The organism is Caldimonas tepidiphila (assembly GCF_003569765.1).
In the GTDB taxonomy this organism is placed as follows: domain Bacteria; phylum Pseudomonadota; class Gammaproteobacteria; order Burkholderiales; family Burkholderiaceae_C; genus Caldimonas; species Caldimonas tepidiphila.
Map to the genome: position 1 here is coordinate 47,496 of NZ_QXMG01000004.1, position 14,162 is coordinate 61,657.

General features: G+C 71.8%; 12 protein-coding genes. 3 read left to right on the forward strand and 9 right to left on the reverse strand.

The window, feature by feature from the left end:
• From rseP to rpsB, 8 genes are all read right to left on the reverse strand, one after another.
• Positions 1 to 1,371 (reverse strand): RIP metalloprotease RseP, encoded by a 1,371-nt coding sequence (gene rseP / locus D3A59_RS07930; RefSeq protein WP_119154378.1) that lies wholly within the window; start codon positions 1,369 to 1,371, stop codon positions 1 to 3.
• Positions 1,365 to 2,573, reverse strand: coding sequence for a 1-deoxy-D-xylulose-5-phosphate reductoisomerase (gene ispC, locus D3A59_RS07935; RefSeq protein ID WP_119154379.1), 1,209 nt, complete (start codon positions 2,571 to 2,573; stop codon positions 1,365 to 1,367). Before ispC ends, rseP begins: the two co-directional genes overlap by 7 nt.
• Positions 2,570 to 3,409 carry a phosphatidate cytidylyltransferase gene (locus D3A59_RS07940; protein WP_119154380.1) on the reverse strand — a complete coding sequence of 280 codons (840 nt, stop codon included), beginning with the start codon at positions 3,407 to 3,409 and terminating at the stop codon, positions 2,570 to 2,572. The genes ispC and D3A59_RS07940 overlap by 4 nt, the downstream gene beginning before the upstream one ends.
• Positions 3,410 to 3,422: 13 nt before the next feature.
• The gene (gene uppS / locus D3A59_RS07945; protein WP_119154381.1) at positions 3,423 to 4,169 is read right to left on the reverse strand and encodes a polyprenyl diphosphate synthase; all 747 of its coding nucleotides are present in this window, start codon (positions 4,167 to 4,169) and stop codon (positions 3,423 to 3,425) included.
• A gap of 16 nt (positions 4,170 to 4,185) precedes the next feature.
• On the reverse strand, positions 4,186 to 4,746 hold the full coding sequence (gene frr, locus D3A59_RS07950) for a ribosome recycling factor (protein ID WP_119154382.1): 561 nt from the start codon (positions 4,744 to 4,746) through the stop codon (positions 4,186 to 4,188).
• A 10-nt stretch (positions 4,747 to 4,756) separates the two neighbouring features.
• Complete coding sequence (gene pyrH, locus D3A59_RS07955) at positions 4,757 to 5,467, reverse strand: UMP kinase (RefSeq protein WP_119154383.1); 711 nt, start codon at positions 5,465 to 5,467, stop codon at positions 4,757 to 4,759.
• A gap of 58 nt (positions 5,468 to 5,525) precedes the next feature.
• Positions 5,526 to 6,416: a translation elongation factor Ts gene (gene tsf, locus D3A59_RS07960; protein WP_119154384.1), complete on the reverse strand. Its 891-nt coding sequence runs from the start codon at positions 6,414 to 6,416 to the stop codon at positions 5,526 to 5,528.
• Positions 6,417 to 6,533: 117 nt separating this feature from the next.
• The gene (gene rpsB, locus D3A59_RS07965; protein WP_119154385.1) at positions 6,534 to 7,283 is read right to left on the reverse strand and encodes a 30S ribosomal protein S2; all 750 of its coding nucleotides are present in this window, start codon (positions 7,281 to 7,283) and stop codon (positions 6,534 to 6,536) included.
• Positions 7,284 to 7,572: 289 nt separating this feature from the next.
• Between rpsB and D3A59_RS07970 the strand changes: the two genes are divergently transcribed.
• Genes D3A59_RS07970 through D3A59_RS07980 form a run of 3 tightly spaced genes read left to right on the forward strand, consistent with a single transcriptional unit; the run spans position 7,573 to position 11,857 of the window.
• The gene (locus D3A59_RS07970) at positions 7,573 to 8,928 is read left to right on the forward strand and encodes an amidase (RefSeq protein ID WP_119154386.1); all 1,356 of its coding nucleotides are present in this window, start codon (positions 7,573 to 7,575) and stop codon (positions 8,926 to 8,928) included.
• Positions 8,929 to 8,934: 6 nt separating this feature from the next.
• The gene (locus D3A59_RS07975; RefSeq protein WP_119154387.1) at positions 8,935 to 10,245 is read left to right on the forward strand and encodes an FAD-dependent oxidoreductase; all 1,311 of its coding nucleotides are present in this window, start codon (positions 8,935 to 8,937) and stop codon (positions 10,243 to 10,245) included.
• A 49-nt stretch (positions 10,246 to 10,294) separates the two neighbouring features.
• On the forward strand, positions 10,295 to 11,857 hold the full coding sequence (locus D3A59_RS07980) for an NAD(P)H-hydrate dehydratase (protein WP_119154388.1): 1,563 nt from the start codon (positions 10,295 to 10,297) through the stop codon (positions 11,855 to 11,857).
• 68 nt (positions 11,858 to 11,925) lie between these two features.
• Here D3A59_RS07980 and rnr read toward each other — a convergent pair whose 3' ends face one another.
• Positions 11,926 to 14,094: a ribonuclease R gene (gene rnr, locus D3A59_RS07985; RefSeq protein ID WP_119154472.1), complete on the reverse strand. Its 2,169-nt coding sequence runs from the start codon at positions 14,092 to 14,094 to the stop codon at positions 11,926 to 11,928.
• Between the last annotated feature and the right edge of the window lie 68 nt (positions 14,095 to 14,162).

Consider the following 14,162-nt stretch of genomic DNA (forward strand, 5'->3'; position numbering starts at 1 on the left):
CTATTGGAGCCCCAGCAGGCGGGCCACGTCGTTGTACAGGGCGAGGGACATCATCATGAACATGACGGCCACTCCCCCGCGCTGCAGCCGCTCGAGCCACAGGTCCGAGATCGGCCGCCCAGTCACCCCTTCGAAAAGATAATACATCAGGTGCCCGCCATCGAGGACGGGCAAGGGCAGCAGGTTCAGCACGCCCAGGCTGACGCTCACGAGCGCCAGGAAACCGAGGTAATAGGCCAGGCCGAGCTGCACTGTCTGGCCCGCGATGTCGGCGATCGTCAGCGGCCCGCTGAGGTTCTTCAGCGAAGCCTCGCCGATCAGCATGCGCCCGAGCATCTGCAGGCTCAGCACCGACACGTCCCAGGTACGCTTGGCGCCCTGCACCAGGCCTTCGAGCGGGCCGTGCTGCACCTTCACCATCTGCGGGGGCGTGCCGACATAGGCGTCGATGCGGCCGGCGGGCTGGCCTTGGTCCTGGCGCACCGCGGCCGTCACCGGCAGTTCGATCACGCGGCCGTCGCGCTGCACGCGCCACTGCATCTCGCGCGGCGTGCCGCCCTGCACCGACTGCCGGATCCACTCGCGCAGCTGGCCCGCATCGGGCACCGGGCGGCCGTCGACCTCGAGGACGCGGTCGCCCTTCATCAGGCCGGCGCGCGCGGCCGGACCGTCCGCCTTCACGTCGCCGAGCACCGGCTCGCTGTAGGGCGAGGCAAAGCCGAGGCGCTGCATCAGTTGCGCGTCGACGTCGCGCGAATCGATGCCGTCGAGGCGCAGCTGCACGCGGCGCTCGCCGCGGCCCTGCGCGTCGCTGACCAGAAGCACGAGGTCGCGGCCCTGCACCGCCGCGTCGGTCAGATGCCAGCGCAGGTCGTTGAAGGAATGGATCGCGATCTCGTCGCCGTCCTCGGCGACGAGCGCGCGCACCAGGTCGCCGGAGCGCAGGCCGGCGCGCTCGACCGCGCTGCCGGCAGTCGGTGCGCCGAGCAGCGCTCGCGGCTCCTCGACGCCGATCCAGTTCGCGGCGGCGTACAGCAGCACCGCGAGCACGATGTTGGCCGCCGGCCCTGCCGCGACGATCGCCGCGCGCGCGCGCAGCGGCTGGTTGTTGAAGGCCATGTGCGCCTGGTGCGGCGGCACCGCGCCCTCGCGCCCGTCGAGCATCCTCACGTAGCCGCCGAAGGGCAGCGCGCACAGCACGAACTCGGTCGAGTCGGGCGAGCGCTGGCGCCGCCACAGCACCTTGCCGAAGCCCACCGAGAAGCGCAGCACCTTCACGCCGCAGGCGCGCGCGACGCGGTAGTGGCCCCACTCGTGGACGACGATCAGGATGCCGATCGTCAGCAGGAAGGACAGGACAGTGGTCAGCATGTGCGTAGCCCCTTGACGACCTCGTTCGCCACCCGGCGCGACTCGGCGTCAAGGTCGAGCAGCGCGTCGATCGACGCCGCGCGCTCCGGTTGAGGCACCAGGCCTTCGAGCGTCGCGGCGTTGACGCTGTGAATCTGGTCGAAGCGGATGGTTCCGGCGAGGAAGGCCGCGACCGCCACCTCGTTCGCGGCGTTGAGCACCGCGGTGCTGCCGGCCGGGCCCCGCAGCGTCTCCCAGGCGAGCTGCAGGCCGGGGAAGCGGCGCGGCTCCGGCGGCTCGAAGGTCAGCGCCGAGAGCTTGAGCAGGTCGAGCCGCTGCGCGCCGGACTCGATGCGCTCGGGCCAGGACAGGCCGTAGGCGATCGGCACCCGCATGTCGGGCGTGCCGAGCTGCGCCAGCACCGACGCGTCGCGGCAGACCACCATCGAGTGGATGATGCTCTGCGGGTGGATCACGACCTCGATCTGCTCGGGCGCGAGCCCGAACAGCCAGCGCGCCTCGATCACCTCGAGCGCCTTGTTCATCATCGTTGCCGAGTCGACCGAGATCTTGCGGCCCATGACCCAGTTCGGGTGCGCGCAAGCCTGCTCGGGGGTGACCTCGGCGAGCGTCTCGGGCGCGCGCGAGCGGAACGGCCCGCCCGAGGCGGTGAGCACGATGCGCTCGATGCGCTGCGGCCAGCTCGCGCGGTCCTCCGGCAGGCACTGGAAGATCGCCGAATGCTCGCTGTCGATCGGCAGCAGCTCCGCCCCGCCCTGCGCCACCGCCTGCATGAACAGGCCGCCGCCGAGCACGATCGCCTCCTTGTTCGCCAGCAGCAGCCGCTTGCCCGCGCGGGCCGCCGCCACGCAGGGCGCGAGCCCCGCGGCACCGACGATCGCGGCCATCACCGCATCGACGTCTGGATGCGAGGCCACCTCGACGAGCGCGCGCTCGCCGCACAGCACCTCGGTGCACGAGCCGGCCTCGCGCAGGCGCTGGCGCAGCTCGGCTGCGGCCTGCTCGCCGGGCATCACCGCGAAGCGCGGCTGCCACGCGAGGCACTGCGCGAGCAGCGCGTCGACGCGCGCGTGCGCGGTCAGCGCGAACACCTCGAAGCGCTGCGGATGGCGGCCGATCACGTCGAGCGTGCTGGTGCCGATCGAGCCGGTCGAGCCGAGGACGCAGATGCGCTGGGGCCGCACGGAAGAGGGTGAGGTCATTGGATCAGACTCAGTGCGAGCGCGAGCGGGAAGACGGGCAGCAGCGCGTCGATGCGGTCGAGCACGCCACCGTGTCCGGGCAGCAGGGCGCTGCTGTCCTTGGCGCCGACGGCGCGCTTGACGAGCGACTCGAACAGGTCGCCGACCACGCTCATCCCCCCCAGGAACAGGCAGCCGACGACCAGGCCGGGCCAGCCCGCCTGCGCGTTCAGCATGCCGTAGAGGCTGGGGGCGTCGACGCTGGCGCGCGCGTCGAACTGCAGCCACAGCAGCGCCAGCACCAGCACGCCCGCCATGCCGCTGTAGACGCCGGCCCAGCTCTTGCCGGGGCTGATCGACGGCGCGAGCTTGCGTCGCCCGAAGGCCCGGCCGCCGAAGTAGGCCGCGATGTCCGCCGCCCACACGAGCGCGAACACCGACAGCAGGAAGTTGAGCCCGATGCCGCGCGCCTGCGTGAGAGCGAGCCAGGTCAGCCACAGCACGACGGTGCCGATGGCCAGGCGGACGGCCGGCGCGAGCCGCGGCCAGCCTGCCGGACCGAGCCGCAGCACCGCGGCGCCGCCCAGCACCCACAGCAGCGCGGCGGCCCACCAGAGCGCGGGCAGCGATTGCGCGGCAGCCCCGGCAATCCAGCTCAGCCCGCAGGCGAGCGCGACCGCGCCGCCGAGCGCCGCGGCCGGCCCGGTGCCGAGACCGTTGAGGCGGCCCCATTCCCAGCCGGCCGTGACCACCAGCAGCAGCGACAGCGTGGCGAAGGGCCAGACGGCGGGCGCGAACAGCGCCGCCAGCAGCACGACCAGCAGCACCACCGCGGTGATCACGCGTTGCTTGAGCATCGGAGGGGAAGCGTCAGGCCGCGGTCAGCGGCGCAGGCTGCGCCTGGAGCGCCTGCACGCCGCCGAAGCGGCGGTCGCGCCGCCGGAAGTCGTCGAGCGCCGCATCCAGCTCGGCCTCGCCGAAATCGGGCCAGAGGCACTCGGTGAAGAAGAGTTCGGAGTACGCCACCTGCCACAGCAGGAAGTTGCTGATGCGCACCTCGCCGCCGGTGCGGATGAACAGGTCGGGATCGGGCGCATGGCTGAGCGCCATGTAGCGGCCGAGCTGCTCCTCGGTCAGCTGCTCGGGCGCGAGGCCGGCGGCGAGCGCCTGCCGGCAGGCCTGCATCACGTCCCAGCGGCCGCCGTAGTTGAAGGCCACCGACAGCGTGATGCGGGCGTTGTGGCGGGTGGCCTGCTCGGCCCGCTCCCAGGCCGAACGCACCTTGTCGGAGACCGCGCTGCGATCACCGACGATGAGGATGCGCACGCCCTCCTCGGCAAGCCCGGCGAGGTGCTTCGCGACGGTGTCGAGCACCAGGCTCATCAGGCCGGAGACCTCGTCGTTCGGGCGCTTCCAGTTCTCCGACGAGAAGGCGAACACCGTCAGGTACTCGATGCCGCGGTCGGCGCAGGCGCGCACCGTGCGCACCAGCGCGTCGACGCCGTGCTTGTGACCCACCACGCGCGGCATGAAGCGCTTGCTGGCCCAGCGCCCGTTGCCGTCCATCACGATGGCGACGTGGCGCGGCACCACGGAGGAGGAGGAAGAGTTCGTCAAGACCGGGTGCGTGCCGTCAGACCGCCATGATCTCGGCTTCCTTGCCGGAGATCAGCTTGTCGATCTCGGCGATCGTCTTGTCGGTGAGCTTCTGCACCTCGTCGAGCGAGCGGCGCTCCTCGTCCTCGGTGATCGTCTTGTCCTTGAGCGCCTTCTTGGCCTGCTCGTTGGCATCGCGGCGCAGGTTGCGCACCGCGACCTTGGCGTCCTCGCCCGCGCCCCGGACCACCTTGGTCAGCTCCTTGCGGCGCTCCTCGGTCAGCGGGGGCATCGGCACGCGGATCAGGTCGCCCTGCGACGAGGGGTTCAGGCCCAGGTCGGACTCGCGGATCGCCTTCTCGATCTTGGCGCCCATGCCCTTCTCCCAGGGCTGCACGCTGATGGTGCGCGCGTCGATCAGCGTCACGTTGGCGACCTGGCTGATCGGCACCGGCGAGCCGTAGTAATCGACATGGACCTGATCCAGGATGCCGGGATGCGCGCGGCCGGTGCGGATCTTGGTCAGTTCGTGCTTGAAGGCCTCGACCGACTTCTGCATCTTCTGCTCGGCGGTCTTGCGAATGTCTGCAATGCTCATTTTCTGATCCTCAAACGTGCACGAGGGTGCCTTCGTCTTCGCCGAGCACCACCCGCTTGAGCGCACCTTCCTTGAAGATGCTGAACACCTTGATCGGCAGCTTCTGGTCGCGGCACAGCGCGAAGGCGGTCGCGTCGAGCACCTGCAGGTTGCGCGAGATCGCCTCGTCGAAGCTGATGCGCGCGAAACGCGTCGCGCCCGGGTCCTTCTTCGGGTCGGCGGTGTAGACGCCGTCGACCTTGGTCGCCTTGAGCATGATCTCGGCGCCGATCTCCGCGCCGCGCAGCGCGGCGGCGGTGTCGGTGGTGAAGAAGGGGTTGCCGGTGCCGGCGGCGAAGACCACCACCTTGCCCTCTTCCAGGTACTGCAGCGCCTTCGGGCGCACGTAGGGCTCGACCACCTGCTCGATGTTGATGGCCGACATCACGCGCGCGGTCATGCCCTCCTGGCGCATCGTGTCGGCGAGCGCCAGCGAGTTCATCACCGTGGCGAGCATGCCCATGTAGTCGGCGGTGGCCCGGTCCATGCCGACCGAGCCGCCCGCGACGCCGCGGAAGATGTTGCCGCCGCCGATCACCACCGCCACCTCGCAGCCGAGGGCCGTCACGTCCTGGATCTCCCGCACCATGCGCACGATCGTGGCACGGTTGATGCCGTAGGCATCGTCGCCCATCAGGGCCTCACCGGAAAGCTTGAGCAGGATGCGCTTGTAGGCCGGCATGCGGGAATCCTCTTGGAAGTGCGTTGCGAAGTTTAGGTGAAGAGTCGGCGGCCCGGGCTTACTGGCCCTTGGCGGCGGCGACCTGCGCGGCCACCTCGGCGGCGAAGTCGTCCTGCTTCTTCTCGATGCCCTCGCCGACCACGTAGAGGGTGAAGCCCTTGACGGTGGTGTTGGCGGCCTTGAGCATCTGCTCGACGGTCTGCTTGTCGTTCTTCACGAAGGCCTGGTTGAACAGGGACACTTCCTTCAGGTACTTCTGCACCGAGCCCTCGACCATCTTGGCGGCGATCTCGGCCGGCTTGCCGGACTCGGCAGCCTTCGCGTTCGCGACCGAGCGCTCCTTCTCGATCAGCTCGGCGGGCACGTCGGCGGCGGACAGCGCCACCGGCTTCATCGCCGCGATGTGCATCGCCACGTCCTTGGCCGCGACCTCGTCGCCGGTGTACTCGACCACCACGCCGATGCGGGTGCCGTGCAGGTAGGAGGCCAGCTGGCTCTCGCCCGAGAAGCGCTTGAAGCGGCGGAAGCTCATGTTCTCGCCGATCTTGCCGATCAGGCCCTTGCGCACGTCCTCGAGCGTCGGGCCGAAGCCGTCCTGCTCGTAGGGCAGCGCGCCCAGTGCCGCGACGTCGGCCGGGTCGTTCTTCGCGATCAGCTCGGCCGCGGCACGCGCCAGGGCCAGGAAGCTGTCGTTCTTCGTGACGAAGTCGGTCTCGCAGTTCACTTCCAGCAGCGCGCCGGTGTTGCCCTCGATGAACGAGGCCACCACGCCTTCGGCGGTGATGCGCGCGGCCGCCTTGCCGGCCTTGTTGCCGAGCTTGACGCGCAGGATCTCCTCCGCCTTGGCCATGTCGCCGTCGGCCTCCGTCAGGGCCTTCTTGCACTCCATCATCGGCGCGTCGGTCTTCGCGCGCAGCTCGGCGACCATGCTTGCGGTGATTGCAGCCATGTTTCTCTCCAGTTCAGGGTCGGGCCCGGGGCAAACCGCCTGCCGGGCGAACAAAATGCGGGTTCGGGTCGTGAAAAAGGGGCTGAATCAGCCCCTCTTCGCGTCGTCGGGCCGGATTCAGGCGGCTTCGTTGACTTCCACGAATTCGTCGCCTTCGGCGCCGGCGGCCTGCTGCACCACCTCGTTGACCGCGTTGGCCTTGCCTTCCAGCACGGCGTCAGCCACGGCACGGGCGTACAGCGCGACGGCCTTGGCCGAGTCGTCGTTGCCGGGGATGACGTAGTCGATGCCCTCGGGCGAGTGGTTGGAGTCGACCACCGCGATGACCGGGATGCCGAGCTTCTTGGCTTCCGCGACGGCGATCTTGTGATAGCCGACGTCGATCACGAACATCGCATCGGGCAGCGCGTTCATGTCCTGGATGCCGCCGATGTCCTTCTCGAGCTTGGTGATCTCGCGCTGGAACAGCAGGGCTTCCTTCTTGTTCAGCTGCTCGAGGCCGCCCTCGGCCTGGGCCTTCATGTCCTTGAGCTTCTTCAGCGAGGTCTTGACCGTCTTGAAGTTGGTCAGCATGCCGCCGAGCCAGCGCTGGTCGACGAAGGGCATGCCGGCGCGCTGGGCTTCCTGCGACACGAACTCGCGGGCCTGGCGCTTGGTGCCGATCATCAGGATCGTGCCGCGGCGGGCCGACAGCTGGCGCACGAACTTCATCGCCTCCTCGAAGAGCGGCAGCGTCTTCTCGAGGTTGATGATGTGGATCTTGTTGCGATGGCCGTAGATGTAGGGGGCCATCTTGGGGTTCCAGAAGCGGGTCTGGTGTCCGAAGTGGACACCGGCTTCCAGCATTTCACGCATCGTGACGGGCATGGAGTACTCCAAAGGTTGGGTCTAGAATCCGGCGCGAATTGCAACGCGAAGCATTTGCTGCAACACCTTTAAACTGCCGGGATTCGCGATTTGTTCCACCGGCGACGCCGACTGACGCCTTCTCCTGAAAACCGCGTCGCCGCCTCCGACCGCCGCCCTCCACGCTCCTCGCGAGGCGCCCGACCCGCGAATGCCGCAGGATCGAGACACCCGACTCGAAGCGATTGCGAGTCGACCATCAAAAACGGCGGCACAGCCGCCGGGTAAACCCAAAGAGTATAGCACGCCCATGCTCCCCGACCTCCTGGCCGCCCGCGACGAGCTGCGCGCGGGCCGCACCCGCGCCGTCGAGCTGCTCGCGCAGTCCGAGGCGCAGGCCGACACCGAGGCCGTCCGCCCGGCCTTCCTGCGGCGCTTTCCCGTGCAGGCACGCGCCGCGGCGCTTGCCGCCGACGCGGCGCTCGACGCCGGCATCGCGCCGCCGCCGCTCGCCGGCCTCGCCGTCAGCGTGAAGGACCTGTTCGACGTCGAGGGCATGCCGACCACGGCCGGCTCGCGCGTGCTCGAGCACAGCCCGCCCGCAGCGCGCGATGCCGGCGCGGTGCAGCGCCTGCGCCGGGCCGGCGCCGCGCTCGTCGGCCACACCCACATGAGCGAGTTCGCGTTCTCGGGCGTGGGCACCAATCCGCACCATGCCACGCCAGCCAATCCCGGCACCCGGCTCGCGGATCCGCACACGCCGCGCATCCCGGGCGGCTCGAGTTCGGGCGGCGCGGTCAGCGTTGCCGCCGGCGCGGCCTGGGCAGCGCTCGGCTCCGACACCGGCGGCTCGATCCGCATCCCGGCGGCGCTGCAGGGACTCGTCGGCTTCAAGAGCACCGCGCGGCTGACGCCGCTCGACGGCACGATCCCGCTGTCGCCGACGCTCGACACCGCCTGCGCGATCACGCGCTCGGTGCGCGATGCGGCGCTGCTGCACGAGGTGCTCTCGCAGCAGCGCGTCGCGCCCGGCGGCCGGCCGCTGAGCGGCTGGAACCTCGCGGTGGCGCGCAGCGTGGTGCTCGAGGCGCTCGACGCGACCGTTGCCCGCGCCTTCGAGCGCACGCTGCAGACGCTCGCCCGCCGCGGGGCGCGCATCACCGAGATCGAGCTGCCGGAGCTCGCCGGGCTCGCCGATGTGCAGGCGCGCGGCAGCTTCGCGGCGGCGGAGAGCTGGGCCTGGCACCAGCCGCTGCTCGCGGCGCGGCGCGCCGACTACGACCCCCGCGTGGCGCTGCGCATCGAGCGTGGCGCGACGATGAGCGCGGCCGACTACATCGGGCTGCTGCAGGGCCGCGCACAGGCGATCGGACGCGTGACGCAGGCCCTGCGCCCCTTCGACGCGGTGCTGTCGCCGACGGTGCCGATCGTCGCGCCGCCGCTGGCCGGGATGGCGAGCGACGAGGAGTTCTTCCGCGTCAACGCGCTGCTGCTGCGCAACCCGGCGCTGGTCAACCTGCTCGACGGCTGCGCGCTGTCGCTGCCCTGCCACCGCGCCGACGAGCTGCCGGTGGGCCTGATGGTCTGGGCCGGCGCCCTGCAGGACGAGCGCGTGCTCGACATCGGGCTGGCGATCGAGGCGGCGCTCGCCGCCCGGGAGGACTGAGGCGCCATGCGCATTGCCGTCATCGGCGCCGGCATCGTCGGCGTCACCACTGCCTATGAGCTCGCGGCGGACGGCCACCAGCCGGTCGTGTTCGAGCGGCGCAACAGCGTCGCCGCGGAAAACAGCTTCGCCAACGCCGGCATCGTCGCGCCGGGCTACGTCGCGCCCTGGGCCGCGCCCGGCATGCCGCGGCGCCTGCTCGCGCAGATGCTGGCGCGGCACGCCGCCTGGCGCCTGCGGCCGGGCGCGGACCCCGGCGCCTGGCGCTGGCTGTGGCGCTGGTGGCGCGCCTGCCAGCCGGCCCGCTATCAGGAACAGCGCAGCGCGATGCACCGCCTCGCCGCCTACAGCCAGCAGCGCCTGCACGAGATCCGGCGCCTGCACCGGCTCGACTACGAGCGCAGCGAAGGCTACCTGGTGCTGCTGCGCGGCGAGCGCGACGTGGCGCTGGCGATGCCGGGGCTGGAGTTGCTCAGGCAGATGGAGGTGCCCGCGCAGCTGCTCGATCCGCAGCACTGCCGCGAGCGCGAGCCTCACCTCCACCCGGACACCCCGCTCTCCGCCGGCATCGCGGTGCCGGGCGACGAGGTGGGCAACTGCCGCCAGTTCGCGCACCTGCTGCGCGAGGAGGCGCAGCGGCTCGGCGCGCGCTTCGAGTTCGGCACCGAGGCGCTGGCGATCGACCCGGACACGCGCCCGATCCTGCTGCTCGAGGCCCGCGGCGCGGGCAGCGGCGGGCCGGGCCTCGGCGGGCCGGCCGAGGCGGTCGCGCCGAAGCGGCGCCGCGAGCAGTTCGACGCGGTGGTGGTCTGCGCTGCGGTGCCCTCGCTGAAGCTGCTCGAGCCGCTCGGGATGGGGCTGCCGCTGATGCCGGTGCACGGCTACTCGCTGTCGGCCGCGCTGCGCAACCACGAGCGCGGACCGCTGTCGGCGGTGATGGACGAGCGCTACAAGGTCGTGATCTCGCGCCAGGGCTCGCGCGTGCGGGTGGCGGGCGGCGCCGAGCTCGGCGGCGCGCCGGAGCGTCATTCGCAGGCGGTGCTCGCCACGCTCTACAAGGTGCTGCACGACTGGTTCCCGGGCGCGGCCCAGCTGCAGCAGGTGCAGGTCTGGAAGGGCGCGCGGCCGATGCTGCCGGACGGCCCGCCGGTGATCGGCGCGAGCGGCGCACCCGGCGTCTGGCTCAACCTCGGCCACGGCGCGAGCGGCTGGGCCCTGGCTTGCGGCAGCGCGCGGCTGCTCGCCGACCAGCTCAACCGCCGCTCGCCGGCGATCGACGCCGGCGCGTTCTTGGCCGCGCGCTTCGCGCGGCGCTGACGCGGCCGCGCTGCTGGGCAGCGGCGCGCGCGGGCGCTATCGTTGCGCCATGCCTGTCGAAGCCGCCCTCCCCGCCACCCATCCGTCGCCGCTGCCGGTGCTGCCCGACTCCGGGCAGCACGCGGGCTGCTGGCCGCTGCACGGCGTCGCCGCAAGCCGCGCGATCGAGGCCGCCGCGCAGGCGGCGCTGCCGCCGCACACGCTGATGCAGCGCGCCGGGCTGGCGCTCGCGCGGCTGGCACAGGCGATCGCGCCGCATGCCGCGGTCGTGCAGGTGCTGGCCGGCCCCGGGAACAACGGCGGCGACGGCCTCGAGGCGGCGATGCTGCTCAAGCGCGCCGGGCGCGACGCGCGCGTCGCGCTGCTCGGCGACGCGGCACGGCTGCCCGCGGACGCCGCCGCCTCGCTGCAGCGCGCGCTGCAGGCGGGCGTGCCGATCACCGGGGAGCTTCCGGCGCTGCCTGCGAACGCAGGCATGCTGGTGATCGATGCGCTGCTTGGGCTCGGCAGCTCGCGCCCGCCCGAGGGCTGCATCGCCGAGGCCATCGCCTGGATGAATGCCGGCGGGGGGCCGGTGCTCGCGGCGGACCTGCCCTCCGGGCTGGACGCCGACACCGGCCGCTGCGCCGAGGGCGCGAGCGGCTGCGTGCGCGCCCACCACACGCTCGCGCTGCTGACGCTCAAGCCGGGCCTGTTCACCGGCCGGGGCCGCGAGCAGTCCGGCCGGATCTGGTTCGACCCGCTCGGCGTCGCCCTCCCGCCGGCGGCCGATGCGCTGCTGCCGTCGCGCGCTGCCGTCGACGCGCTGCTGCCGCGGCCAGGGCATGCGAGCCACAAGGGCAGCCGCGGCGACGTGCTGGTGGTGGGCGGCGCGCCCGGCATGAGCGGCGCGGCGCTGCTCGCGGCGCGCGCGGCGCTGCTTGCCGGGGCGGGCCGCGTCTACCTCGCGCCGCTCGGAGATGCGCCGGGCCTCGGCGGCAGCGCCCCTGAACTGATGCTGCGGCCCGAGCTCGCGCGCGCGCCCCGGCAGCTCGGCGGCGACCCGACGGTGGTGTGCGGCTGCGGTGGCGGCGACGCGGTGCGCGAGGTGCTGCCCGGGCTGCTGTCGGCCGCGCCACGGCTGGTGCTCGACGCCGACGGGCTGAACGCGGTCGCGGCCGATGCGGCGCTGCGCGGCCTGCTTGCCGGGCGCAGCGGGCGCGGCCAGGCGACGGTGCTGACGCCGCATCCGCTCGAGGCGGCACGGCTGCTGGGCAGCTCGACCGCGGCGGTGCAGCACGACCGCATCGCCGCCGCGACGCGGCTCGCTGCCGAACTCGGCGCGGTGGTCGTGCTGAAAGGCTCGGGCAGCGTGATTGCGGCCGCAGGCGCGACGCCCGCGATCAACCCGAGCGGCAACGCCGCGCTGGCGAGCGCCGGCACCGGCGACGTGCTGGCGGGCTGGCTCGGCGGGCTGTGGGCGCAGGGGCTGGAGGCGCGCGACGCGGCCCTGGCCGCCGTGCATGCGCACGGGGCGGCGGCCGACAGCTGGCTCGCCGGGGGACGCCCCCCGCATGCTCCGCTGACCGCGTCGCGCCTGATCGAGACACTGCACGAGGCCCTGCAGCGCTGAACGCGGCGGCGGGCGCACAGGCATCCCGCGGGCGGACCGCGGCAAGGCAGCCCGGCCCGCCCTCCCCTTCAGCGTGCCGCGCGGGTCTTGCGGCTTGCCTTGGCGGCCGTCTTCGCCCCGGTGCCGCGCGCCGACGAGGCCTTGCCGCGCCCCTTCACGGCGCGGTCCTCGTCCTTGACCGCCTCGAGCTCGGCGGTGCTGCTGCCGGCGCGGCCGCCGCGCGATCCGCGCGATGCCCCCCGCTCCGCGCCCTCCTCGCGCACCATGCGGAAGTCGATCTTGCGCCCGTCGAGGTCGACGCGGCTGACCTGCACCCGCACCCGGCCGCCGACCACGTAGCGCACGCCGGTGCGCTCGCCGCGCAGTTCCTGGCGCGCCTCGTCGAAGCGGAAGTACTCGCCGCCGAGCTCGGTGATGTGCACCAGGCCCTCGACATAGAGGCTGTCGAGCTGCACGAACAGCCCGAAGCTCGTGACCGCGCTGATCGTGCCGCCGTACTCCTCGCCGAGGTGCTCGCGCATGTAGCGGCACTTCAGCCAGGCCTCGACGTCGCGCGAGGCCTCGTCGGCACGGCGCTCGCACATGCTGCAATGCAGGCCCGCCGCTTCCCACTGCGAGGTCTCGGACGCCGGCAGCTTGCGCGCGCCGCGCTTGGGCCGGGGCGCCTCGTCCTCGTCGGCGACGCCGCTGAGGTGGTAGCGCTTGCCGGCGAGCAGCGCCTTGATGACACGGTGCACCAGCAGGTCCGGATAGCGCCGGATCGGGCTCGTGAAGTGCGTGTAAGCCTCGTAGGCGAGGCCGAAGTGGCCGTTGTTGGCGGGCGTGTAGACCGCCTGCTGCATCGAGCGCAGCAGCATCGTGTGAATCTGCGTCGCGTCGGGCCGTTCCTTGGTCGCCTGCGCGATGGCCTGGAACTCGGCCGGCTTCGGATCGTCGCTCAGCCCCATCGGCACGCCCATCGTGCGCAGGTAGTTCTGCAGGATGGTGCGCTTCTCGGGCGTCGGGCCCTCGTGCACGCGGAACAGCGCCGGATGCTTGGCGCGCGCGATGAAGTCGGCGGAGCAGACGTTGGCAGCGAGCATGGCCTCCTCGATCAGCCGGTGCGCCTCGGTGCGCACGCGCGGCACGATCTTCTCGATGCGGCCGTTCTCGTCGCAGACGATCTGCGTCTCGGTGGTCTCGAAGTCGACCGCGCCGCGCTCCGCGCGTGACTTCAGCAGCACGCGGTAGACCTCGTGCAGGTTCAGCAGGTGCGGCACCAGTTCCGAGCGCTTGACCGCCTCGGGCCCGCGCGTATTGCCGAGGATCGCGGCGACCTCGGTGTAGGTCAGCCGTGCGTGCGAGCAGATCACCGACGGGAAGAACTGGTAGGAGTGGATCTCGCCCTTGGCGTTGATGAGCATGTCGCACACCATCGCGAGCCGGTCCTCGTCGGGCTTGAGCGAGCACAGCCCGTTGGACAGCTTCTCGGGCAGCATCGGGATCACGCGGCGCGGGAAGTAGACCGAGGTCGCGCGCAGGTAGGCGTCCTGGTCGAGCGGCTCGCCGGGCTTCACGTAGTGGCTCACGTCGGCGATCGCCACCACCAGGCGCCAGCCCTTGCTGCGCCCGACCTTGGCCGGCTCGCAGTAGACCGCGTCGTCGAAGTCGCGCGCGTCCTCGCCGTCGATGGTCACGAGCGGCACGTCGCTGATGTCGATGCGGTGGCGCCGGTCGACCGGGCGGATCTTGTCCGGCAGGCTCGCGGCCTGAGCCGCGGTCTCGGGCGAGAACTGGTGCGGCACCTCGTACTTGCGCACCGCGATCTCGATCTCCATGCCGGGGTCGTCGATCTCGCCGAGCACCTCGGTGACGCGGCCCACCGGCTGCGAGTACAGCGACGGCGGCTCGGTGAGTTCCACCGCGACCACCTGCCCGGACTGCGCCTTCGCGGTCGCGTTCTTCGGGATCAGGATGTCCTGGCCGAAGCGCTTGTCCTCGGGGGCGACGAGCCAGACACCGCTCTCGTGCAGCAGCCGGCCGATGATCGGCGTCTTCTTGCGCTCGAGGATGTCGAGGATGCGCCCCTCGGGGCGGCCGCGGCGGTCGTAGCGGATCACGCGCACGCGCACGCGGTCGCCATGCAGCACCGCGCGCATCTCCTGCTGCGACAGGTAGATGTCGGCGTCGCCGTCGTCGCGGATCAGGAAGCCGTGGCCGTCGCGGTGGCCCTGCACGCGGCCCTCGACCTCGCTCATCAGCGTCGCCGCCATGCCAGGAGCACTTGCATTGTTTGAATTTTTGATGATAGAATCTCCTTCTGTCC

What these genes read in the sequence shown, in the direction of transcription:
- D3A59_RS07940 (WP_119154380.1), bottom strand. Translation starts at nt 3,409, where the DNA reads ATGCTCAAGCAACGCGTGATCACCGCGGTGGTGCTGCTGGTCGTGCTG.
- ispC (WP_119154379.1), bottom strand. Translation starts at nt 2,573, where the DNA reads ATGACCTCACCCTCTTCCGTGCGGCCCCAGCGCATCTGCGTCCTCGGC.
- D3A59_RS07980 (WP_119154388.1), top strand. Translation starts at nt 10,295, where the DNA reads ATGCCTGTCGAAGCCGCCCTCCCCGCCACCCATCCGTCGCCGCTGCCG.
- pyrH (WP_119154383.1), bottom strand. Translation starts at nt 5,467, where the DNA reads ATGCCGGCCTACAAGCGCATCCTGCTCAAGCTTTCCGGTGAGGCCCTG.
- rnr (WP_119154472.1), bottom strand. Translation starts at nt 14,094, where the DNA reads ATGAGCGAGGTCGAGGGCCGCGTGCAGGGCCACCGCGACGGCCACGGC.
- rpsB (WP_119154385.1), bottom strand. Translation starts at nt 7,283, where the DNA reads ATGCCCGTCACGATGCGTGAAATGCTGGAAGCCGGTGTCCACTTCGGA.
- rseP (WP_119154378.1), bottom strand. Translation starts at nt 1,371, where the DNA reads ATGCTGACCACTGTCCTGTCCTTCCTGCTGACGATCGGCATCCTGATC.
- tsf (WP_119154384.1), bottom strand. Translation starts at nt 6,416, where the DNA reads ATGGCTGCAATCACCGCAAGCATGGTCGCCGAGCTGCGCGCGAAGACC.
- D3A59_RS07975 (WP_119154387.1), top strand. Translation starts at nt 8,935, where the DNA reads ATGCGCATTGCCGTCATCGGCGCCGGCATCGTCGGCGTCACCACTGCC.
- D3A59_RS07970 (WP_119154386.1), top strand. Translation starts at nt 7,573, where the DNA reads ATGCTCCCCGACCTCCTGGCCGCCCGCGACGAGCTGCGCGCGGGCCGC.
- frr (WP_119154382.1), bottom strand. Translation starts at nt 4,746, where the DNA reads ATGAGCATTGCAGACATTCGCAAGACCGCCGAGCAGAAGATGCAGAAG.